The organism is Flavobacterium omnivorum (assembly GCF_900099915.1).
Lineage (GTDB): Bacteria > Bacteroidota > Bacteroidia > Flavobacteriales > Flavobacteriaceae > Flavobacterium > Flavobacterium omnivorum.
In genome coordinates this window covers 287,064-310,507 of record NZ_FNDB01000004.1, presented here as the reverse complement: position 1 = coordinate 310,507, position 23,444 = coordinate 287,064, and the positions used below count along the sequence as shown (strand labels likewise).

Here is a 23,444-nt window from a genome sequence, read left to right as displayed (position 1 = left end):
TTACATACAAATTAACATAAAATGGAATTAAATAAATACAGTAAAACCATTACACAAGATGAAACACAACCAGCAGCACAAGCCATGTTGTATGGAATTGGTCTAACTGAAGAAGATTTAAAAAAAGCACAAGTCGGAATTGTTAGTATGGGTTACGAAGGAAATCCGTGCAACATGCACCTAAATGGTTTAGCAAATGAAATAAAAAAAGGAGTCTGGAAAGAAAATTTAGTTGGATTGATTTTCAACACCATTGGTGTCAGTGATGGCATTTCAAATGGTACCGATGGGATGCGTTTTTCTTTAGTTTCTAGAGATGTCATTGCAGATTCTATTGAAACTGTAATGGGTGCGCAATGGTATGATGGTTTAATTGCTATTCCAGGCTGTGATAAAAATATGCCTGGTTCTGTAATTGCAATGGGTAGAGTGAATCGTCCATCAATTATGGTGTATGGCGGAAGCATCCATTCTGGGAAATGGAAGGGAGAATCGTTGAACATAGTTTCTGCCTTTGAAGCTTTAGGAAAAAAATTTAGTAATTCGATTACTCCGGAGGATTTTAAAGGAGTAATTCAAAACGCTTGTCCTGGCGCAGGAGCATGTGGTGGAATGTATACCGCAAATACAATGTCTTCGGCTATCGAAGCATTGGGGATGAGTTTGCCTTATAGTTCATCCAATCCAGCATTAAGTCCTGAAAAAAAACAAGAATGTATTGATGCTGGAAAAGCAATTAGAATCTTATTAGAAAAAGATATCAAACCCAGAGATATCATGACACGCCAGGCCTTTGAAAATGCCATAACAATGGTAGCTGTTTTAGGTGGATCTACCAATGCCGTCATGCATTTAATCGCTATGGCGCATTCAGTCGATATAGAAATTACGCTCAAGGATTTTCAAGATATCAGTGATAAAACGCCATTACTTGCTAATTTGAAACCCAGTGGAAAATACTTAATGGAAGACCTACATGAAGCTGGAGGTGTACCAGCGGTAATGAAATATTTATTAAAACAAGGATTGCTACATGGAGATTGCTTAACCGTTACCGGTAAAACATTGGCTGAAAATTTAGCTATTGTTCCAGATTTGCACGACGGTCAAGAGGTTATTCATGAAATTCAAAAAGCGCTGAAAGCGACAGGAAATATTCAAATTTTATTTGGAAATCTTGCTGAAGACGGTTGTGTGGCAAAAATTAGTGGAAATGAAGGAGAATATTTTGAAGGTGACGCTATTGTTTATGAAAATGAACAGGATGTAATTACAGGTGTTCGCAGTGGAGAAGTTAAACCAGGAAATGTAGTCGTCATTCGGTACTGCGGACCTAAAGGTGGTCCCGGAATGCCAGAGATGCTTAAGCCTACCTCGGCCATTATGGGTGCAGGACTTGGAAAAAGTGTAGCCTTAATTACTGACGGGCGTTTTTCTGGAGGCTCACATGGTTTTGTGGTTGGGCATGTTACACCTGAAGCTTTTGAAGGCGGAGGCATAGCACTGGTCAAGAATGGAGACATTATTACTATCGATGCGGTGAATAATACCATCAACTTGAAGATTTCGGAGGCAGAGTTCGCATCAAGAAAGGCAGAATGGGTACAGCCTGCTCTAAAAGTAAATAAAGGCGTTTTATTAAAGTATATCCGATCAGTTTCAAGTGCATCAACAGGATGTGTAACCGATAAATAAAAGTAAAAAAGCTGGAAGAATTACAAAAAGTAATTTTTATAGCGGTGGGAAAATAATTCTAATTGATTTTTGACATTGATTTTTGAAAAAGGCTTTTGCTAAAAAAAATAAAAAATGAAAAACAATAAAATATCTGGCGCTGAGGCCGTTATTAGATGCTTACTAGAAGAAGGAGTAAATTTGGTTTATGGGTATCCAGGTGGTGCAATTATGCCTGTTTATGACGAATTATATAAATTTAAAGATCAATTACATCATGTGCTTGTCCGTCACGAACAAGGGGCAACGCATGCCGCACAAGGTTTTGCCAGAGCCACTGGAAAAGTAGGAGTAGCTATTGCTACATCTGGACCGGGAGCCACAAATTTAGTTACAGGAATTGCTGATGCACAAATCGATTCGACACCTATGGTTTGTATTACTGGACAAGTAGGCAAACACTTATTGGGTTCTGATGCATTTCAGGAAACTGATATTATTGGAATTTCGACTCCTGTAACCAAATGGAATTACCAAATTACGGAAGCTTCTGAGATTCCAGAAATTATGGCTAAAGCTTTTTATATTGCAAAATCAGGACGTCCAGGTCCTGTTTTAATTGATATTACAAAAAATGCTCAATTTGATGAAATAGAGTTTAGCTATAAAAAATGTACTAGCATTCGAAGCTACAATCCAAAGCCTACTTTAAACCTCGAAAGAGTACAGGAAGCTGCTGAATTAATAAATGCAGCTAAAAAGCCATTTATCATTTTTGGTCAAGGAATTATTCTTGGTCAAGCGGAAGCCGAGTTAAAAGCGCTGGTTGAAAAATCAGGCATTCCTGCGGCTTGGACTATATTAGGTCTTTCGGCATTGCCAACAGATCATCCATTAAACGTAGGAATGTTAGGGATGCATGGAAATTACGGCCCCAATGTTCTGACCAATGAATGTGATGTATTAATTGCACTTGGAATGCGTTTCGATGACCGTGTTACTGGAAATTTAGCTACTTATGCTAAACAAGCCAAAGTAATTCATTTCGAAATTGACCCCGCTGAAATTGATAAAAATGTAAAAACAACGGTCGCTGTTTTAGCAGATGTAAAAGAGTCTTTAAGCGCTTTGATTCCTTTAATCGAAAGTAAAACGCATGAATCTTGGCACAATGAATTCAAGGAGAAGTATGAAATCGAATTGCAGGCGGTAATTAATGACGAGTTAAACCCTAAGAAAGAAGGAATTTCTATGGGAGAAACCATTGAAATGATTAATAAACATTCTAAAGGAGACGCCATAATGGTTTCGGATGTGGGACAACACCAAATGTTTGCGTGTCGTTATGCCAAATTCAATTCTACAAAAAGTAATGTGACTTCAGGTGGTTTAGGAACGATGGGATTTGCATTACCTGCAGCTATTGGCGCTAAAATGGGAATGCCAGATCGAGAGGTAGTGGCTATAATCGGCGATGGTGGTTTTCAAATGACCATTCAGGAATTAGGAACGATCTTCCAAACCAAAGTTCCAGTAAAAATTGTGGTCTTGAATAATGAATTTTTAGGAATGGTACGTCAATGGCAACAATTGTTTTTTGACAAAAGATACGCTTCTACTGAAATGATCAATCCAAATTTTATAGCCATTGCTGAAGGCTATTATATCAAAGCGAAAAAAGTTACTAAAAGAGAAGATTTAGATGCTGCCGTTGCCGAAATGATGGCTTCAAAAGAATCCTATTTCCTTGAGGTTATGGTAGAAAAAGAAAATAACGTATTCCCAATGATTCCAACAGGAGCATCGGTTTCGGACATTCGTTTGTCCTAAAATAGTTTAAAGTTTAAGGTTTAAAGTTGTTGGAACCTGAAAATAATGTTGCGCAACTTTAAACTTTAAACATAAAAACTTTAAACATAAAAAAATGGAAAATAAAACATTCACCATTTCTGTATATTCAGAAAACAACGTTGGCTTATTAAATAGAATATCTGGAATATTCTTGAAACGGCATATCAATATTTTAAGTTTAAATGTATCCGAATCGGAAATCGAAAGTGTCTCTCGATTTATTATTGTAGTGAATACAACAGAAAAATGGGTGCAAAATATAGTAGGACAAATTGAAAAGCAAATAGAAGTTATTAAAGCATTTTACCATATTGATGAAGAAACTATTTTTCTGGAAAATGCTTTATTTAAAATTGAATCCAGTTTATTATTCGACGAAAAACAGATTCAAAATATCATCAAAGAAAGCCATTCTGAAATAGTAACCGTAGCAAGAGACTTTTTTGTGATTTCAAAATCAGGGCAACGTGCTGAAATAGAAGCATTATACGAAAAATTAAAACCCTTTGGAATCATGCAATTTGTTCGCTCGGGAAGAATTTCCGTTTCAAAAGAAAGAATGCAAATTTCAACACTATTAGAAAAACTTAAACAAGAGCCTGTTTAGTTTCAAGTAATAAACCTATCAATTATTAAATTTTACATTCATTAAATATAAAAAAATGGCAAATTATTTCAATTCATTACCACTTAGATTACAATTAGAACAATTAGGCGTTTGCGAATTCATGGATCAATCTGAATTTGTAGACGGAATTAAAGCTTTAGCAGGAAAAAAAGTAGTTGTTGTAGGTTGTGGAGCTCAAGGTTTAAACCAAGGATTAAACATGAGAGATTCAGGATTGGATATTTCTTATGCATTGCGCGCAGATGCAATTTCCGAAAAAAGAGCTTCTTTTAAGAATGCTTCTGATAATGGATTCAAAGTGGGAACCTATGAAGAATTAATTCCAACCGCTGATTTGGTTTGCAACCTTACACCGGATAAACAGCATACGGCTGTCGTAACAGCAATTATGCCTTTGATGAAAAAAGGATCTACATTAGCTTATTCTCACGGGTTTAATATTGTCGAAGAAGGAATGCAAATTCGTAAGGACATTACTGTAATTATGTGTGCCCCAAAATGTCCTGGTTCCGAAGTACGAGAAGAATATAAAAGAGGTTTTGGTGTGCCTACTTTAATCGCGGTTCATCCTGAAAACAATCCCAATGGAGAAGGTTTCGCTCAAGCAAAGGCCTATGCAGTAGCAACAGGCGGTCATAAAGCGGGAGTTTTAAACTCATCATTTGTTGCGGAAGTAAAGTCTGATTTGATGGGAGAACAAACCATTCTTTGTGGAATGTTACAAACAGGTTCTATTTTATGTTTTGATAAAATGGTAGAAAAAGGAATTGAGCCTGCTTATGCTTCGAAACTAATTCAGTACGGTTGGGAAACTGTAACAGAAGCTTTGAAGCACGGTGGAATTTCAAATATGATGGATCGTTTGTCAAATCCTGCAAAAATTGAAGCGTTTGAATTGGCAGAGGAGTTAAAAGACATCATGCGTCCGTTGTTTCAAAAACACATGGATGATATTATTTCTGGTGAATTTTCAAAAAACATGATGATTGATTGGGTTAACGACGATATTAATTTATTGACTTGGAGAGCTGAAACTGCAGAAACTAACTTCGAGAAAACAGCGCCAACAGCAGCACATATTTCAGAACAAGAGTATTTTGACAATGGAGTATTAATGATTGCCATGGTAAAAGCAGGCGTGGAGTTAGCTTTTGAAACCATGACTCAAACAGGAATTATTGAAGAATCAGCCTATTATGAATCGTTGCATGAATTGCCTTTGATTGCAAATACAGTGGCCAGAAAAAAATTATATGAAATGAACAGAATCATTTCGGATACTGCAGAATATGGTTGTTATTTATTTGACCATGCTTGTAAACCGTTATTGACTGATTTCATGAAAACGATTGATACAACTGTAATAGGTAAACCTTTTTCAAATTCAAACGGAGTAGATAATGCGGTACTTATTGCTGTAAACAAAACAATACGCCAACATCCAATTGAAGAAGTTGGAGAATGGCTAAGAGAATCTATGACCGCTATGAAAAAGATTGGATAAATAAAAATTAGGAATTACCACATTAAAGGGTGTGTGGAATTAGCACTATATCATTTGATTATATAATATTTTGAATTAGTTAAGATTTATTAAAAAAGCTAAATGATTATGGATGCTTTTACATTCACTTAATTTTAAACGAGCTTAAAGTTGAGTGAAGTAATCCCTAATGAATAACGGGTCTGTAAAATGTCCCTATTGTTTTATAGTGTAAGTTGGTATAAAACATCTTGCTTTATTAATCCCATTTTAGTTGTTTTTTAGGATGTGATTTGTTCAATTTATTGGTGATTATTATTGTTGTTAAATTTTGTTGATACATTAGGTGGGGTAGATTTAAATCTATCTCGCCCTTTTGTGTTTTATAAATTTTGCCAAAAACAATAAAAATTTATCTAATTAATACCAAAATAGCCTTATAATTTCATAATCTGTATTTTTTTGTCGGTATTTATAAAATATATAACTTTAAGAATAGCTAGAGATTTAATACTTTTATAAAAAATTATATTATGAGCTACTACAAAATTGAAAATCTAGAACAATATTTTAAACATTACAATAAATCAGTTCGTGAACCTAGAAAATTTTGGGGTAAAATAGCAGAAGAAAATTTCACTTGGTACCAGCAATGGGATAAAGTTATTGACTTTAATATGGCTGATGCCGACATTAAATGGTTTACTGAAGCCAAAGTAAATATTGTCAAAAATTGTATTGACAGGCATCTTGCAAAAAGAGGGGAGAAAACGGCAATTATTTTTGAACCTAATGACCCTTCGGAGACCGCATTGCATATTACTTATACTGAATTGCATCAACGTGTTTGTAAAATGGCAAATGTATTGCGAGAACAAGGAATAACAAAAGGAGACCGAGTGTGTATCTACTTACCGATGATTCCTGAATTAGCCGTTTCAGTATTGGCTTGTGCTAGAATTGGAGCCATACATTCTGTTGTTTTTGCAGGATTTTCAGCCTCGGCAGTGGCCAGTCGTATTAATGACAGTAGCTGTAAAATGGTTATCACCTCAGATGGAGGTTTTCGTGGAAACAAAACCATTGATTTAAAAGGAATAATTGATGAAGCATTAGAAAAATGTCCTTGTGTCGAAAAAGTTTTAGTAGCCAAGAGAATTCACTCTGATGTCACTATGAAAGAAGGACGTGACCAATGGTTGCAACCACTTTTGGATCAAGCCTCCGACAATAATGTAGCCGAAATTATGGATGCTGAAGATCCATTATTTATATTATACACTTCTGGTTCAACTGGAAAACCCAAGGGAATGGTTCATACTACAGCAGGTTATATGGTGTATACCGCATATACTTTTAAGAATGTTTTCAATTATGAAGAAAGTGATGTTTTCTGGTGTACCGCCGATATTGGTTGGATTACCGGACATTCCTATATTTTGTACGGACCATTATTAAACGGTGCCACTACTGTACTGTTTGAAGGAGTTCCCTCTTATCCTGATTTTAGTCGTTTTTGGGAGGTAATCGAAAAACATAAAGTGACACAGTTTTACACGGCTCCAACCGCAATTCGGGCTTTAGCCAAAGAAAATATTGAATTTGTGCAAAAACATGCCTTGAAATCACTTAAAGTAGTGGGTTCTGTTGGTGAACCAATAAATGAAGAAGCTTGGCACTGGTACAATGACCACGTAGGTGCTAAACGATGTCCAGTGGTAGATACGTGGTGGCAGACAGAAACTGGCGGAATAATGATTTCACCCATTGCATTTGTAACTCCAACAAAACCAACATACGCTTCTTTGCCTTTACCTGGAATCCAACCTGTTCTTATGGATGATAAGCGCAATGAAATAGAAGATAATCAAGTGACGGGAAGCCTATGTATCAAGTTTCCGTGGCCAGGAATAGCTCGGACTATTTGGGGCGATCATCAACGGTACAAAGACACGTATTTTTCGGCATTTCCAGGGAAATTTTTCACGGGAGACGGTGCATTGCGCGATGAAGTGGGCTATTATAGAATTACGGGTCGTGTCGATGACGTAATAATTGTTTCAGGACACAACCTAGGAACGGCACCAATCGAAGATGCTATCAATGAGCATCCTGCCGTTGCTGAATCCGCTATTGTAGGTTTTCCACATGATATCAAAGGTAATGCCTTGTATGGTTTTGTTATTTTAAAAGAAACAGGAGAAACGAGAAATAAAGAAAACCTTATTAAAGAAATTAATCAACATATTTCAGACCATATTGGTCCAATTGCTAAGCTAGATAAAATTCAATTTGTTTCTGGTTTGCCCAAAACCCGTTCTGGTAAAATCATGAGGAGAATCCTTAGAAAAATTGCAGAGGGAGATTATTCTAATTTTGGGGATGTTTCCACCTTATTAAATCCTGAAATTGTAGAGGAAATAAAAAATAATAAAGTATAATTAAACTGAAGGTTGAGAATCAACTAAATGATTTTCAACCTTTTTTTTGGTTACAACAAAGAGATAAATTAAATAGAAAGAGCCAAAATGAAGTAATCTATCTAAACTATTTAAAACAATATTGTTAACAAAATAAGTGCCAATGGCGGCAAAAACATCATTAAAAATAAGGGCAAAGGCTCCAAAAAAGAAATAGTATGCTTTTTTATCTCCAAACTTACTTAAGTACAATACGGCCGTAACACCTAAAAATACAGTAATGATGGCGTTAAAAACTAAAATAATATTAAGATATTGATCACCAATAGCAGATATCAAAATATACAAAATTAGCAGTAAAAACATGCAATTTAGTAGTAATATAAAAAGTGTAAATCCACTAGGCAGTGTGTATAATTTACTGCTTTTAATGGATTGATAACCTAATCGTATTAAAAATAAATAGCAAAAAAAAGAGGCCGCCATGGCTGCTCTAAACAAGTGTGCTGAGTCCTCCCAAAACAAGATTAAAAGCTGATAAGTATAAAAAAAAGTTACAAATAAAAAATAATTTAAAGTGAGTTTATTGCCATTATTCATTACTACATAAGCAATAAAACTTGGTATTATGAATGGCTTAATAAAAATTACTAGACTGGGATCAAAAAGAATGCCTGCGCAATAATAAACAGTCAATAAAGTTACAGTAATTGAAAGCAATACTCTATTGATTATGTTTCTTTTCATAGTGAAACAAATTTAGTGCTTTAATTTTTTTATTACAAAATTTATCTAAAAATTTAGAGCATTTTAAAGCACTTTATAAATCTAAATTCTTAAGTTTACCACTATGATACGAAATTCAATAGTTATTGTTGGTGGCGGTTTAGCTGGACTTATTGCAGCAATTCATCTTAAAAACAATAATTATACTGTTTTAGTAATCGAAAAAAATGACTTTCCCAAACATAAGGTCTGCGGCGAATACATTTCCAACGAAGTTTTACCTTATCTAAAATCAATTGGTTTAGACATCAATTCGTTACATCCTACTGACATAGACAAACTTTCTTTTTCGTTAATTTCTGGAAAATCAGTAAACACAATTTTGCCTCTGGGAGGATTTGGAATAAGTAGGTATCAGTTAGACGACTATTTATATAACGAAGCTAAAAATCGTGGTTGTGTAATTGTTCAAGAGATGGTATCTGATATTGAATTTTTAGACGGTAAATTCACTATCGTCACCAATTTGAATACTTATTCTGCACCTATTGTACTTGGAGCTTTTGGCAAAAGATCCAATCTAGACATCAAATTGAAGCGCAATTTTATTCAAAAACAATCACATTGGCTAGGAGTTAAGGCCCATTATAAGCTAGATTTTCCAGAAAACTATGTTGGTTTACATCATTTCAAAGGGGGCTATTGTGGCGTCTCAAAAGTAGAAAATAATTTAGTAAATATATGTTATCTTGCAAATTATGACACATTCAAAAAGTACAAGTCTATTGAAGAGTATCAAACTAACGTCGTTTGTCAAAATCCAAATTTGAAAGAAATTTTTAAAAATGCTAAAATACAATTTGAAAAGCCTTTAACAATTAGTCAAGTTTCGTTTGAAGAAAAAAAATGTGTAGAAGATCATATACTTATGATTGGTGATACCGCCGGATTGATTCATCCTTTGTGTGGAAACGGAATGGCAATGGCTATTCACAGTGCGAAATTAGCGGCGGAAAATACAATAAATTTTTTAGAAAATAAAATAAATAGAGCCACCTTAGAAGATAATTATTTAAACGATTGGAATAAAAATTTTAAAAAAAGATTACAAACTGGTCGTCGGTTAGGAAAGCTATTACAACATGAAAAAACAGCACAAATTGTACTGAAAATTTTGATACTTTTCCCATTCCTTCTGCCAATGATAATAAAAAAAACGCATGGTAAACCTATATAAATGGCTATAAACACAACGCACAGAACCAATGATCCCGAAATAATGGATGACTTTCTGCTCGAAGGCGAAGAATTAAGAGATGCCTTGGATAAAATAGCTAAAATTAATCAGCTTTTAGGAGGAAATCAGTTAACTTTAAAAGGAGTAAGGGAACTAATTGCCAAAGAATCCAAATCAAAAGAAATTTTAATTCTTGATGTAGGTTGCGGTAATGGTGATATGTTAAGGACTTTAGCCGATTTTGGATTAAAAAATAATTTAAAATTCCGATTGATAGGAGTTGACGCTAATAATTTTACGATCTCACATGCTCGAAAATTATCTGAAGATTATCCCAATATCAGCTACCAATGTCTAGATATTTTCAGACCTTCATTTGCACAATTAAAATATGATATCGTTCTGTGCACTTTGACATTGCACCATTTCAAAGACGATGAAATTGTTCAGTTGTTGAACGTATTTGAAAGTAATGCAAGTATGGGTATAGTGATCAATGATTTACATCGAAGTGCAATTGCATACCGCTTGTTTCAAGGATTATGTTTTGTATTTCAATTGAACGACATGTCAAGGGAAGATGGATTGACTTCAATATTAAGGGGTTTTAAAAAGGAAGAGTTAGTTCGTTTCTCCAAAAAATTAAACTTTATCAACTTTAAAATTCATTGGAAATGGGCTTTTCGATACCAATGGATAATTTCAAAAATATGAGTGTAAAAATTAAAACCGTAACAAAACAGTTACCAAAATATTCCAGATATACAGATGAAATACTGCCTTTTTTGGATTCCTGGTTAGTAGGGCAAGACGAACGTTTCATTAGAAAAGTAAAAAAGATTTTTGAAGGAGCCGCTGTAGATAAAAGATATTCCATTATGGATCCAATTGAAGTATTTACAAAAACTTCATTTGAAGAAAGAAATGATATTTATGTTCGTGAAGTCATTGACTTAGGGGAAAAGGTTCTCGAAAAAGCACTGACTAAAGCCAATTGGAAACCAGAAGATTTAGATTACATCATTACAGTAAGTTGTACCGGCATTATGATTCCTTCTCTGGATGCCTATTTGATAAACAAATTAAAATTACGTCAGGATATTGTTCGCCTTCCCGTTACTGAAATGGGTTGTGCGGCTGGAATTTCTGGGATTATATATGCTAAGAATTTCTTGCAAGCCAATCCCGGAAAACGTGCTGCTGTCATTGCAGTTGAAAGTCCAACGGCAACCTTTCAATTAGATGATTTTTCGATGGCAAATATTGTAAGTGCAGCTATTTTTGGTGATGGAGCGGCTTGTGTGTTGCTATCTTCTCATGAAGATGATGAAGGCCCGGAAATCAAAGCGGAGGAGATGTATCATTTTTATGATAACATTCATATGATGGGGTTTAAGTTGACTAACTCAGGCTTACAAATGGTTTTAGACATTGAAGTGCCAGAAACAATTGCTTCTCATTTTCCAGCTATTATTTATCCGTTTTTGGAAAAAAATGATTTGAGAATCGAGGATATTGATCATTTAATATTTCATCCCGGTGGAAAAAAAATTGTACAAACTGTCGAAAGTTTGTTCTCGAGTATGGGAAAAAATATCGATGATACCAAGGAAGTTTTGCGCTCGTATGGAAACATGTCTAGTGCCACAGTTTTATATGTTTTAGAGCAAATAATGGAGAAGCAGCCTAAAAAAGGAGAAAAAGGATTAATGTTGAGTTTTGGTCCTGGTTTTTCGGCACAACGGGTTTTATTACAGTTTTAAATCAGTGTTCAAAAATATGACTAACCAAGAAATCATAGCAAAATTACCGTATTCCAAATCTTTTTTGTTTGTGGACGAAATTCTTCATATCAACGAAAATGGAGTTGCAGGGACGTATTATTTTGACGAGAATCTGGATTTTTACAAAGGACATTTTAAAGATAATCCGATAACTCCTGGAGTTATCCTAACAGAAGCGATGGCTCAGATTGGATTGGTTTGTCTAGGAATTTTTTTATTAGATGATTCATTTAATAAAGCTATTTCAATTGCCTTAACATCATCAGAAATAGAGTTTTTAAAACCGGTATTTCCTAATGAAAGAGTGACTGTAATTTCAGAAAAAATTTACTTTAGATTCGGAAAACTAAAATGTAAAGTCATTATGAAAAATGAAAAAGGAGAAGAGGTTTGTACAGGAATAATTGCAGGAATGATAATTTAAAAAGAGTAAAATAACTTAATATTCTTAATGCCTTTTTGATTTAAAATTAATTTTTGTATGGAAAAAAGAGTAGTTATAACGGGTCTTGGTGTTGTTGCTCCAAATGGAGTGGGACTTGATGTGTTTACTCATGCTATCAAAAATGGAATTTCAGGGATTAAGCACGACGCTGAGTTGGAGCGATTACAATTTTCTTGTCAAATTGCTGGAAAACCTGAAATTTCTACTCAACTAGCATTGCAATATTTCTCAGAATTAGAGTTACGAAACTTCAATTCAACGGGGATTTTGTATGGTGTAATCGCAGGAATAGATGCATGGAAAGATGCGGGATTATCCCTGGAAATCAAGGAAGAGCCGGATTGGGACAGCGGAACTATTTTTGGAACGGGAACTTCTGGAATTGATAAGTTTAGGGAAAGCATTTATAAAATAGATGATTTTCAAACACGACGGTTGGGAAGTACGGCCGTAGCGCAAACAATGAATAGTGGTGTAAGTGCTTACTTAGGTGGAAAATTAGGATTAGGGAATCAAGTGACAACTAATTCTTCTGCCTGTACCACAGGAACCGAAAGTATATTGATGGCTTATGAACGAATTAAATTAGGTCAGGCCAAACGCATTTTAGCAGGGAGCACCAGTGACTCTGGACCTTATATTTGGGGTGGTTTTGATGCAATGCGCGTGTGTACTTTCAAGCATAATGACGAACCAGAACAAGGCTCGAGACCCATGAGTGCTAGTGCTTCGGGATTTGTTCCAGGTAGCGGAGCAGGTGCTTTGGTTCTAGAAGATTTAGAAACTGCTTTGGCTCGTGGTGCCCGAATTTACGCCGAAGTCTTAGGAGGAAATATCAATTCTGGAGGGCAACGGGGATTGGGAACCATGACGGCACCTAATCCAATGGCGGTACAAAGGTGTATTAAAAATGCTATAGCAAATGCTGGAATAGATGCAAACGAGATTGATGCTATCAACGGCCATTTGACTGCAACTTCTAAAGATGGTTTAGAAATTCAAAATTGGAGCGTAGCTTTAGACCGAAAAGGGAAAGACTTTCCTTATATAAATTCCTTAAAATCAATGGTAGGTCATTGCCTGTCTGGAGCGGGAAGTATTGAAAGTGTAGCATCGGTATTGCAATTAGCTCATGGATTTGTTTTTCCGAATATTAATTGCGATGATTTGCACGCCGAAATTACAGCACTCATCGATGAGTCCAAGATTCCAAAACAATTCATAAAAAAAGAACTAAATATAATTGCTAAAGCCAGTTTTGGTTTTGGAGATGTGAATGGTTGTGTGATTTTTAAAAAATGGAAAGCAGCATAGCCTTAGACACCAAATTTATCACACCAGTCCTTTCATCACAAACAAAGTAGTAAAGCTAAAAAAATTAACAGAAAAAACAGATCAAATAAATGATAAGTAAGCAAGAAATAATCGAGCAATTAAAAACCATCGTAAAACCGTATGTACAAAATCAGGAATCATTTGATGCCCTTACAGAGGAAACCGATTTTATAAATGATTTAAAAATAAATTCAGCTAACCTTGTCGATGTAATTCTAGATATCGAAGAGAAATACAATATAATAATTGATAATGAATCGATGGAAAAAATGATAAATGTAAAATCGGCGATGGAAATTGTTGCAATAAAACTTGCTGAAAAGTAAATCACAAGTATTATAATGATGCATCTTTTATTGTTCTAAACTGAAAACTAGCAAATGATAGGAAACGATATTGTAGATTTGGCTTTAGCTAAGAAAGAAAGCAACTGGCAACGGAACCGTTTTTTAGATAAAATTTTTACAGAAAACGAGCAACTGCTTATTGCTAATGCTATAAATCCAGAGATAATGGTTTGGAACTTATGGACTAGAAAAGAAGCTGCTTATAAAATCTACAACAGGGAAACAGGAATCAGAGGCTATATTCCATTGCAATTAGACTGTTGGTACGAAAGTGAAAATTTAGGAACCGTTTCTTGCAATGGCTTTACATACCATACACAAACACAAATTTCAAACGAATCAGTTTATACTATTGCTGTTGCTAAAAAACAGTATTTTAGTCACATTAAGAAGATAGAATTAGAAACAAAAATCACCAAAATTAATGGTGTTCCATTTGTCAAAGATATTGCAAATTTGATTACGAGACCTGTTTCTATTACGCATCATGGGCATTTTTGGGAGGGAATAATGCTTGTTGATTAGAATGAAAGCTACTTAATGCCCAATCTCGATTTTAACTTTAAAAATAACAAAGCAGTTTTATACGCATCTTCGGCTGCTGAATTTCGATCGCTTTTAGGAATATTATAGGCAGTGCAAAGCTCCTCTAGAGAAAATTGCTTGTCGTTAATATCATTTAGTTTTCGATGCATAACATCAATGTCTAATGCTTCATTTTTTAAGCGCCCACAATCTAACTTTTCTAAAGCAACGTTGATCATTTCGACATCAAAATCGATATGATGTCCAACTAAAGTGGAATTCCCTATAAAATCGATAAATGCTTTTATTGCGTCCGGCTCTCCTAGTTTTTTCATTTTACTCTCTACCAGAAATTCATTAGAAAGACCATTATCATGAAAAAATTTATATTGTAATAAAACCGCTTCAAAACTGTCACCTATAATTATACTGCTATCAATTACTGCAAAAGAACCAATAGATAAAATAACATCTTTATCTGTATTTAAACCAGAGGTTTCTGTTGATAAAACAACATATCGAGATGATTTTTTATCAAATTTTGAAGCATAATTTTTCCAAAATTCAGGATGTTCTTTATTAATATTTTTTAGCCAGTCTAACATGATTATGAAAATTGTGTAAGTTGAAATTTTCCTTTTATAAGTTCTTCTAATTCCCTCATAGGAGCTAGTGCATTTTTTAATTTTTCACGATCTATTTTTGACAATTCTTCCAAATTTATAAATTGGCCGGAATTGTCATTTTTTAGACCTTCTGATATTCTAAACTTTGATAAAGTCAAAAAGGCTTCGGCACAATTAAGATAAATTTCAGCATGTTTTGGGTCTGTAATTGATAGTTGTTTGAATCTTTGGAACGTATTATTAATGCCTCTAATGTCAAAATATATAGCAAAAAGTCTCGCGCCATCAATCAATGGCATCAAGGCACGTGTTTTAATATCAAATTTATCTTTATTAATTCCCTCTTCTTCAACATTAAATTTTTTGAAAAAAGTTAAAGGAGAGTTTTTTCGTAATGCATCGTTTCCAAGAAAGTCAAAAAATAAGGTATTGTTTTTCGCATTTTTAAAAACGACATTTCCAATTGCATCTTCAATTTTTTGTTCTCCAAAAGTGATTTCATAATCAAAGAAAATACTGCTTAAATCATTACTGTTTTCACCTGGAGTATTCATCCAGCTGTCATACTGTTTTGTCCAGTCTGTCATAGACTTACACCACAACATATTGCTTCCCATGTGTCCGTTTGGACAAAGTTCATAACCAATTTTTTCAAGCGTGGCCGTCGTTCTTTTTCCCAATTTTAGGAAATAGTCTTTTACTTCTCGATATTTGTCCGCAGACACATCTTCAAAGATCAAAATACTATCTTGATCCGTCAATAATAATTGTTCTTTTCTACCTTGACTCCCTATACTCAACCAAGCAAAACGGGCAGGAGGTGAGCCTAAATCTAAAATCGACAATTCAACTGAACGTTTAATGATTGCCAAATTGATTTCGCTGGCAATATTAAATACGTGAGAAAGCGGTATATTTTTTGAAATGGACGTCTGAATTAAATCCGTTAACCGTTCCCGAATTTGTTTTAATTCTTTTGATGATTGACAGCGTTTAATTTCTTTTATTAAAACACCTGGATTATTAGCTTGCGCAAGAATTAAATCGTGCTCACTAATAATCCCTTTAACAATAGATTTATCGGTACCATCTTGCGTTACACACAAATGAGTCACATTATATTTTAGCATCAGCAATTGCGCTTCGGCTAAAGAAACATTTTCCAATACTGTAATTACAGGCGAAGACATTATTTTAGCAACAGAGGCAGTCATTGGAAATCGTCCCGTGGCAACTTTAGACCGCATATCGGCGTCTGTAATAATACCTAAAGGAATATTATTGTCACAAACTACAATATTATTCTTTAAAGCTTCGGTCATTAATTGAGCAACTTCTTGAACTATAGCGCTACTATTAGTTTTTAAGGGCGACGTATTGTACGATAAAGTTTGAAAGTATTGCATTTCGGACTGTTGATCTGAATAAAAAACGTTATCAGAGATCAATTTTCCTATTAAATTTTCTTTATCCTTTGGATTTCGCGTGTTCACAGCAAAACTTTCCAACAAAAAATTTAAAACTTCTGCATTATTGGCTACAAAAGGCCGAAAAGTAGCAATAGGAATGGCATAAACAATGCTTTCTTCTCTGGCTTTTGCCGTCATCATGTAATTGTTTTTAGCAAAAAATGGACGCAAACCAAAAATATCTCCTTCATTACATTTGTTCAATAGTGTTTCCTCTGCATCAGCTATCACAGATAAATTAATCACACCAGAGGCGACAACATAAAAGCTATCGTGCAAAAGATCATTTACTTGAAATAGTATTTTGTGCTTTTCCAAATTTACCACTCGGATACTGGTCGCAATTATTGATAACTCTACAAAAGTCAAATGATTAAATGGTGGATATTCTTTTAAAAAGTCAGCAATGTGTTCCGCAATTGTATTCATAGTTTGCAAATAAAGAATGTATATTTTTGTAAAAATAATAAAATTTAAAATCATAACGCAGCCATTTATCCGGCAAAACTATTAATTTATAAATTACTTAATATTTTCATAAAATAAACAAGAATGACAATGAATTAAATTGCCTTTTTTTACTTTTATAACATAAACTTAAACATTTTAAATCATGAAAGGAATTAGAAAAATGCATTTTTCGCTTATCGCCTTATTCATTGTGAATATTATTGCTGCTCAAGGAAAACCTACAAGCAGTAAAGAAGTAGCTACAGGAAAAATAAATGGGGCTACTATTACAATTAATTACGGCAGTCCGTCGGTAAATGCAAGAAAAATTTGGGGCGCTTTAGTACCATTTAATAAAGTTTGGCGTGCCGGTGCAAACGACGCAACTACTTTTGAAACAGATAAAGAGGTAACAATTGAAGGTGCAAAATTGCCAGCAGGGAAATATTCCTTTTTTATTCTACCTAGTGAAAAAGAATGTGTAATCATCTTTAACAAAGAGGCAAAACAATGGGGAGCTTATGATTACAAAGAAAAAGAAGATCAATTGCGTGTAACAGTAAAACAAAAAGTAGCTAAATCAGCATCTGAAAAATTAGTGTATACCGTTAATGCTAATAACGTAACGGTAAGTTGGGAAAATTGGACTATTCCAATAAGTGTTAAATAATTAGTGGATATCAAATATCTAAAGCATCACCAGTAGGTGGTGCTTTTTTTATGAAGTCAATTCTAGGACTTGCATGAGTTTCGCTATTCTCTATTTTACATAATATAAATTATAGTGCAAAAAAAACATAGTTTATTTAACTCTGAAAATACTTATTACTTATTTAAAGTAAACGAATACAATCCATCTAATATTTGACTTGAAATGTATTCGTCTTAAAGTCTCTGGGTATAAATAAATTTATTGTAGGTCGACACAATTACCGACTTTAGAAAAATACGTTTAAAGTTTAAAATAATATTAATTTGTTAGAAGCAGAAGTAAAAGCGGATAGCATCATTTTTGATGGAGATCTCACTTTTGATCTTCAAGTAGTAGAAATTAAAGATATAATAGTAACGGAATAATATTACTTTCCTACTTTCTTAAAAACCGGAATGCTTTATTTGAAATTTATCAACTGAAGCGGTCCGGTTTTTTTATGAAATCTGTTTTTAAACATAAAGCTAAAAATCTTTTTGATTTAAGAAACACACAGGCCTATATTATTTTTTTAAATCAGATAAAATCAAGTGCGTTGTGGGCTCTCCATATAATAAAAGTCGGTCAATAAATTGTTGCAGATGCAATTGATCTACTAAAACCACTTTCATACAAATATTATGTGCTCCAGTAATCCGGTGAATTTGCTTTATTTCAGGAAAATCAGCCAGTTGATTGCAAAACTCCTCTAATTTGCCGCTAAACAATTTAAAAAGAATAAAAACTTCCAGACCAAAACCAAGCTTGTCATTGTTGAGTTGGAGTTTATACCCTGTTATAACATTTGTTTCTTCTAATTTTTGAATGCGTTCTCTTACTGAAGAAGGCGAAAGTCCTATTTGTTTTCCAATTTGTACAAAAGTAGTTCTTGCATTTATTTCTAATTGTGCTATTATTTTTAAATCTAGAGTATCAACCATTAAAAAAGTTTTAAAAGACTAAAAATACAATTTTATAACGGAAAAATAGGAATTTATCGATCGAATAAATTTAGATAATAAAAGTGCAAATAGTACTTTTGAAGTATGGATACCACTCTATTACTACTCATAATTGGAATTTTTGCAGGTTTTTTTATTCAAACTGTTATTGGTTTTGGGGGTGCTTTGATTGCATTGCCCTTTTTGTTGATTGTCATGCCTTTATCCGAAGCGGTTTCTTATATTTCGATTTTTTATTTAATCTCCTCTCCTATTTATGTCTATAAGGAATGGGATCAAATTGATAAGAACTTATTAAAGAAAATTGCCTTTTCTTCATTTTTTGGAGTGCTCGCAGGAATATTAGTTTTAGTTTACGGAAAGCCTCTGATCTTAAAGCAAGCTTTGGGTGTTTTTATCATCCTATTTGTATTGAATAGTTTTCGTGTCAAAAAAAATGTAGTAATCTTAAAAAAAACTAAACACATTTTGGGTTTTCTTGGCGGTTTTTTCTCTGGTTTATTCTCTACTGGAGGTCCTTTATATGTAATAATTTTACAGAATGAAACTACCGATGTTAAGACTTTTAGAGCCACTATGTTTGGTACTTTAGCGTTAGTGACGCTAATGCGAATACCCGTTTTGATTGCAGGCGGCGTGATGAGTATGACCCAAGTTTACAATTCATTTTATGTTTTGCCGTTTTTTATCCTTGCTTTATTTCTGGGAAAAAAAGTCTATTTAAAACTTAATGAAGCACTTATAAAAAGAGTCGTAATAGCGCTCTTATTTGTATCAGGAGTAATGCTGGTTTTTAAAGTTTAATAAAAATATGGTAGACCTTACTTTTGAAAGCAGTATCGATCATTTTGAAATCATAACCAAATAAATCTTGTTTTGATTGATCCTTTTTCAAATATAGTTTCGCTATGTTTTCTAGTGCCATTTTGAAATCCTAATGAATATAAATCTACCGTATATTTATGTTTTACAATTAGAATTATGGTGCCTAATTTATTTTACTTAGCAGCTATTCGTCCATTATCATAAATCATATTAGTGCGGAAAGTGGTTTGATTCGTTTCTTAATTATTTACCTTTGCAAAAAATTAAAAATTGCGACTTAAATGAACAATACCGAAATGCCTAAAAAAAAATACGTTAAATTAATCCTCATTTTAGGTTCTCTTACCGCACTTGGCCCATTTTCAATCGATATGTATTTGCCAGGTTTTGCTGGAATTGCTAAAGATTTGAATACTTCTGTTGCCAACGTGTCCATGACTTTATCCAGTTATTTTATTGGAATTTCGGCAGGTCAATTACTTTATGGTCCGTTGTTAGATCGTTTTGGCCGAAAAAAACCCCTTTTTATTGGATTGTTGGTTTACATAGTAGCATCCTTAGGTTGCGTCTTCGTAACTGATATAGATACTTTTATTGGCTTGCGTTTCATTCAAGCAGTTGGCAGTTGTGCGGCAACCGTAGCTTCTGTATCTATGGTTCGAGATTTATTTCCTGTGAAAGATATTCCAAAAGTATTTTCCATGTTGATGTTAGTTGTAGGGCTTTCTCCAATGCTGGCGCCAACAATTGGCGGTTACGTAACCGAGGATTATGGCTGGCATACTGTATTTTTTATCTTGATGTGCATGGGAATCGTAATTCTAATTGCCGCCCAGATTATTTTACCCAATACTTATTTGCCGGACACTTCTATTTCACTTAAACCCAAACCAATTATTACTAATTTTATTAAGATTCTGAAAGAACCACAATTTTACACCTACTCTTTTGCAGGAGCCATTGCGTTCTCTGGTTTATTTACTTACGTGGCCGCCTCTCCTATTTTATTTATGGATATATTTAAGGTCGATGCCAAAACCTATGGTTGGATATTTGCGTTTATGTCATTGAGTTTCATAAGTGCCAGTCAATTGAATTCGTTGCTATTAAGAAAGTTCAATAGTGAACAAATGATTTTAGGAGCCTTACTTTCACAAACCGTGATTAGCGTTATATTTCTAATTTTAGCAGTGAATGATCTTTTAGGATTGTATGAAACTATCGCAATGTTATTTTTATTTCTGGCTTGTTTAGGAATTTCAAACCCGAATACAGCAGGACTTACCCTTGCTCCTTTTGCTAGAAATGCAGGAAGCGCCTCAGCGCTTATGGGTGCTATTCAATTGGGATTAGGCGCTTTTGCATCCTTTGCAGTGGGAATTTTTGTAACCAATTCTATGTTGCCTATGGTGATGATTATGACGGTTTCAACCGTTCTGGCGTTGCTCATTTTAATTCTTGGCAAGCGAAATATTAAAAAAATAGTTACAACTTCAGCAGAAGAATAATTGAAATTTCATGCTTTTCGAATTTTCTCCGCAACACTTAGCTCTTTCTTAATTGAAGGAGTTTTAAAGCGTTAGTTGAAAACGTTTATGAATTGTCGTCATAGTGTTTCTTTATTAATCCATTTTGTAACTACAGGAGCTTCATAGTTTTTCATATTCTCCAGTAATTCATTAGCGTTATCGCTAACTAAAAGCATTTGTTGATTGACGGCTTTTAAGAATCCTTTATCTACCATGGTCTGGATTAAAATGATTAAAGCGTCATAAAAACCGTTTGTATTTAAAAGGCCAATAGGTTTTTTATGCAGTCCAAGTTGTGCCCAAGTGAGCATTTCAAATAATTCTTCAAGCGTACCGAAACCTCCTGGCATTGCGATAACGCCGTTGCAAAGCGCATTCATTTTTGTCTTTCTTTCGTGCATCGTGTCTACTACAATTAACTCTGTCAAATTGGTATGTGCAATTTCTTTGGATTGCAAAAAGAACGGAATAACTCCAATTACTCTACCTCCTTCGCCCAAAACGCCATCTGCGACTGCTCCCATAAGGCCAATATTTGCGCCACCATAAACTAATTCAATATTTTGTTTGGCTAATGTTTGACCCAAGATGGTCGCTTGTGATTGGAATACTTCGTCTGTTCCCATGCTGGAACCGCAAAAAACTGTAATTCTTTTCATTGTAATTGTTTTTGTATATTAGAAAAAGGAAGCTTTTAATTGATACATTTATGGTGGTTTGTCATTTCGTCGCAGGAGACCCGAGAGTAAAACTCGAATAGGCTTAGCAAATTTTATTTATTGCTCATGTTATGTGATTTCTCCTTCGTTAAAATGACAAAATAAACGCAAATCTTGAAAATTGATGTCACAAAATGTCTCTTACTCATCCAAATTTGGTTAACCTCATGCCCTAATAGTCCTTATATTTATTCAGCTAAACTATAAAAATTTTATTACAAATGATAAAGTAAAACCCTTTTTTATATAATATTATCTAAAACAGAACCATAAAAAAACCATTGCATGACTTTCTCAAGCCTTGCAATGGTTTTTCAATTTTGATGTGAAATAATTCCTATTTCATTTTTTGTCTTTTTACTGGTTTCTCTGTCGGTTCGTTTTTGTTTTGTAGCAAATAATTAGCCAACAGTTTTTCGATCAACTCGTCTTTGGTCAAATGATGGAAAACGGTTTTTATTTTGGTTTTCAATTCTGTATCTACCTCATGGTTGGGTTTTGTCTTGAAGATTTGTTTTGCCCATAAAAGGGCGTTGTTTTCTTCGATGCTTAACGCGCTTGGTTTTTTAAACTCGGTGAATTTGATTCCTAGTTCTTTTTCAAAATCGGCAATTTCAACTACTTCTTCCGGTTGTAAAACAGTCAAAGAAAGTCCCTTTGCTCCTGCCCTTGCGGTTCTCCCGCTTCGGTGAACATATGCTTCGTACACATCAGGTAAATGGTAATTCACCACATAAGAGATTTCCTTAACGTCTATTCCTCTTGCGGCTAAATCTGTTGCGACTAATATATTGATATGTCCTTCACGGAATTGCTCCATGATTCGGTCACGAATTCCTTGCGATAAACTGCCGTGCAAAGCGCCTGATGAAAAGCGATTGATGGCTAAGTTTTTGGCTAATTTATTAACCGCCGCTTTGGTTTTACAAAAGATGATTCCGCGTTCTCCATCTTTCGAATTCAAGAAATGCATCAAAACATCAAGTTTTTCAATAGGATCTACTACAATGTATTCGTGGTCAATGCCTTGATTTCCTACCGTTTCCATGTTGGCCCGAACTTCTACTACATTTTTATGTAAGTAATTCTGAACTAATTGTTTGATTGTTCCGGGCATTGTTGCTGAGAACAATATTGTTTTGTGTTCTTTTGGCAATTCGGCAACAATTTCGTCTAAGCTTTCTTTTAATATGGTTACCATTTCATCAGCTTCATCAAGCACGAGGAATTTGGTTTCTTTTAGGTTGATTGCTTTGCGCTGAATCAAATCGATTAAACGACCTGGAGTTGCTACCACAATGTGCGTAGCCAATGCAAGTCTTTCGATTTGTGGTTTTATTGGGATTCCACCACAAGTTGCTGCTATAGAAACTTGTGGTAAATATTTTGCAAAATCTTCTAAGTTTCTAAAAATTTGATGTCCTAGTTCGCGCGTTGGAACTAAAATCACAGCTTGTAATACTGGTAAATCAGTATCTATTAATTGTAAAATAGGCAATCCAAAAGCCGCCGTTTTTCCGGTACCGGTTTTAGCCAATCCAACCAAATCCGTTTCATTAGCTAAAAAAAGTGGAATTGTTTTTTGTTGAATTTCTGTTGGTACCACAATTTTCATTTCGGTAAGCGCTTGTACTAGTGGTGCTGAAATTCCTAAATCAGAGAATTGTTTTGGCATTTTTTTGGATTTTGTGTTTTTATAAAAAATAGTTGTTATGTTA

At 34.1% G+C, this 23,444-nt stretch carries 21 protein-coding genes; 15 read left to right on the top strand and 6 right to left on the bottom strand.

The annotated features are described in order from the left end of the window. The first annotated feature begins 21 nt into the window (after nt 1-21). The 5 genes from ilvD (at nt 22) to acs (ending at nt 8,077) form a co-directional block, all read left to right on the top strand. Nucleotides 22-1,695, top strand: a complete 1,674-nt coding sequence (gene ilvD, locus BLS90_RS06630) for a dihydroxy-acid dehydratase (RefSeq protein ID WP_091256663.1) — start codon at nt 22-24, stop codon at nt 1,693-1,695. Between the two features lie 114 nt (nt 1,696-1,809). Beyond that, a complete protein-coding gene (gene ilvB, locus BLS90_RS06625; protein ID WP_091256661.1) occupies nt 1,810-3,504 on the top strand; it encodes a biosynthetic-type acetolactate synthase large subunit in 1,695 nt (564 codons plus the stop codon). 94 nt (nt 3,505-3,598) lie between these two features. Then, nucleotides 3,599-4,132 (top strand): acetolactate synthase small subunit, encoded by a 534-nt coding sequence (ilvN, locus tag BLS90_RS06620; protein WP_091256660.1) that lies wholly within the window; start codon nt 3,599-3,601, stop codon nt 4,130-4,132. A 55-nt stretch (nt 4,133-4,187) separates the two neighbouring features. Continuing rightward, a complete protein-coding gene (ilvC, locus tag BLS90_RS06615; RefSeq protein ID WP_091256658.1) occupies nt 4,188-5,657 on the top strand; it encodes a ketol-acid reductoisomerase in 1,470 nt (489 codons plus the stop codon). Between the two features lie 512 nt (nt 5,658-6,169). Continuing rightward, nucleotides 6,170-8,077: an acetate--CoA ligase gene (gene acs / locus BLS90_RS06610; RefSeq protein ID WP_091256656.1), complete on the top strand. Its 1,908-nt coding sequence runs from the start codon at nt 6,170-6,172 to the stop codon at nt 8,075-8,077. Here the strand turns inward: acs and BLS90_RS06605 are convergent, their stop codons facing one another. After that, nucleotides 8,078-8,803 (bottom strand): hypothetical protein, encoded by a 726-nt coding sequence (locus tag BLS90_RS06605; protein WP_091256653.1) that lies wholly within the window; start codon nt 8,801-8,803, stop codon nt 8,078-8,080. Between the two features lie 103 nt (nt 8,804-8,906). Between BLS90_RS06605 and BLS90_RS06600 the strand changes: the two genes are divergently transcribed. The 7 genes from BLS90_RS06600 (at nt 8,907) to BLS90_RS06570 (ending at nt 14,455) form a co-directional block, all read left to right on the top strand. After that, on the top strand, nt 8,907-10,019 hold the full coding sequence (locus BLS90_RS06600; protein ID WP_091256651.1) for an NAD(P)/FAD-dependent oxidoreductase: 1,113 nt from the start codon (nt 8,907-8,909) through the stop codon (nt 10,017-10,019). Continuing rightward, on the top strand, nt 10,020-10,733 hold the full coding sequence (locus BLS90_RS06595) for a methyltransferase domain-containing protein (RefSeq protein WP_091256649.1): 714 nt from the start codon (nt 10,020-10,022) through the stop codon (nt 10,731-10,733). It abuts the gene before it with no gap. Continuing rightward, nucleotides 10,730-11,782 (top strand): type III polyketide synthase, encoded by a 1,053-nt coding sequence (locus tag BLS90_RS06590; protein ID WP_091256831.1) that lies wholly within the window; start codon nt 10,730-10,732, stop codon nt 11,780-11,782. Before BLS90_RS06595 ends, BLS90_RS06590 begins: the two co-directional genes overlap by 4 nt. A gap of 16 nt (nt 11,783-11,798) precedes the next feature. Next, a complete protein-coding gene (locus BLS90_RS06585; RefSeq protein WP_091256647.1) occupies nt 11,799-12,227 on the top strand; it encodes a 3-hydroxyacyl-ACP dehydratase FabZ family protein in 429 nt (142 codons plus the stop codon). A 57-nt stretch (nt 12,228-12,284) separates the two neighbouring features. Continuing rightward, nucleotides 12,285-13,562, top strand: coding sequence for a beta-ketoacyl-[acyl-carrier-protein] synthase family protein (locus BLS90_RS06580; RefSeq protein WP_091256645.1), 1,278 nt, complete (start codon nt 12,285-12,287; stop codon nt 13,560-13,562). A gap of 92 nt (nt 13,563-13,654) precedes the next feature. After that, nucleotides 13,655-13,909 carry an acyl carrier protein gene (locus BLS90_RS06575; RefSeq protein WP_220083872.1) on the top strand — a complete coding sequence of 85 codons (255 nt, stop codon included), beginning with the start codon at nt 13,655-13,657 and terminating at the stop codon, nt 13,907-13,909. A gap of 54 nt (nt 13,910-13,963) precedes the next feature. Then, nucleotides 13,964-14,455 carry a 4'-phosphopantetheinyl transferase family protein gene (locus tag BLS90_RS06570; RefSeq protein ID WP_091256640.1) on the top strand — a complete coding sequence of 164 codons (492 nt, stop codon included), beginning with the start codon at nt 13,964-13,966 and terminating at the stop codon, nt 14,453-14,455. Nucleotides 14,456-14,463: 8 nt separating this feature from the next. Here BLS90_RS06570 and BLS90_RS06565 read toward each other — a convergent pair whose 3' ends face one another. Together BLS90_RS06565 and BLS90_RS06560 are read right to left on the bottom strand one after the other, a co-directional pair. After that, nucleotides 14,464-15,060, bottom strand: a complete 597-nt coding sequence (locus BLS90_RS06565) for a 3'-5' exonuclease (RefSeq protein ID WP_091256638.1) — start codon at nt 15,058-15,060, stop codon at nt 14,464-14,466. 2 nt (nt 15,061-15,062) lie between these two features. Then, complete coding sequence (locus tag BLS90_RS06560) at nt 15,063-16,979, bottom strand: DUF294 nucleotidyltransferase-like domain-containing protein (RefSeq protein WP_091256829.1); 1,917 nt, start codon at nt 16,977-16,979, stop codon at nt 15,063-15,065. 184 nt (nt 16,980-17,163) lie between these two features. On the opposite strand from BLS90_RS06560, the gene BLS90_RS06555 reads away from it, so the two are divergent. Further along, entirely contained in the window at nt 17,164-17,670 is a 507-nt protein-coding gene (locus tag BLS90_RS06555; protein ID WP_091256636.1) for a DUF2911 domain-containing protein, read from the top strand. 545 nt (nt 17,671-18,215) lie between these two features. Here BLS90_RS06555 and BLS90_RS06550 read toward each other — a convergent pair. Further along, complete coding sequence (locus tag BLS90_RS06550; RefSeq protein WP_091256634.1) at nt 18,216-18,632, bottom strand: Lrp/AsnC family transcriptional regulator; 417 nt, start codon at nt 18,630-18,632, stop codon at nt 18,216-18,218. A gap of 105 nt (nt 18,633-18,737) precedes the next feature. On the opposite strand from BLS90_RS06550, the gene BLS90_RS06545 reads away from it, so the two are divergent. Both BLS90_RS06545 and BLS90_RS06540 read left to right on the top strand, forming a co-directional pair. After that, nucleotides 18,738-19,457 (top strand): sulfite exporter TauE/SafE family protein, encoded by a 720-nt coding sequence (locus tag BLS90_RS06545; RefSeq protein ID WP_091256632.1) that lies wholly within the window; start codon nt 18,738-18,740, stop codon nt 19,455-19,457. A gap of 317 nt (nt 19,458-19,774) precedes the next feature. Continuing rightward, the gene (locus tag BLS90_RS06540; protein WP_091256826.1) at nt 19,775-20,986 is read left to right on the top strand and encodes a multidrug effflux MFS transporter; all 1,212 of its coding nucleotides are present in this window, start codon (nt 19,775-19,777) and stop codon (nt 20,984-20,986) included. A 98-nt stretch (nt 20,987-21,084) separates the two neighbouring features. On the opposite strand, the gene BLS90_RS06535 is transcribed toward BLS90_RS06540, so the two are convergent. Further along, on the bottom strand, nt 21,085-21,666 hold the full coding sequence (locus BLS90_RS06535; protein ID WP_091256630.1) for an LOG family protein: 582 nt from the start codon (nt 21,664-21,666) through the stop codon (nt 21,085-21,087). 397 nt (nt 21,667-22,063) lie between these two features. Next, on the bottom strand, nt 22,064-23,401 hold the full coding sequence (locus BLS90_RS06530) for a DEAD/DEAH box helicase (protein ID WP_091256824.1): 1,338 nt from the start codon (nt 23,399-23,401) through the stop codon (nt 22,064-22,066). Nucleotides 23,402-23,444: the final 43 nt, after the last annotated feature.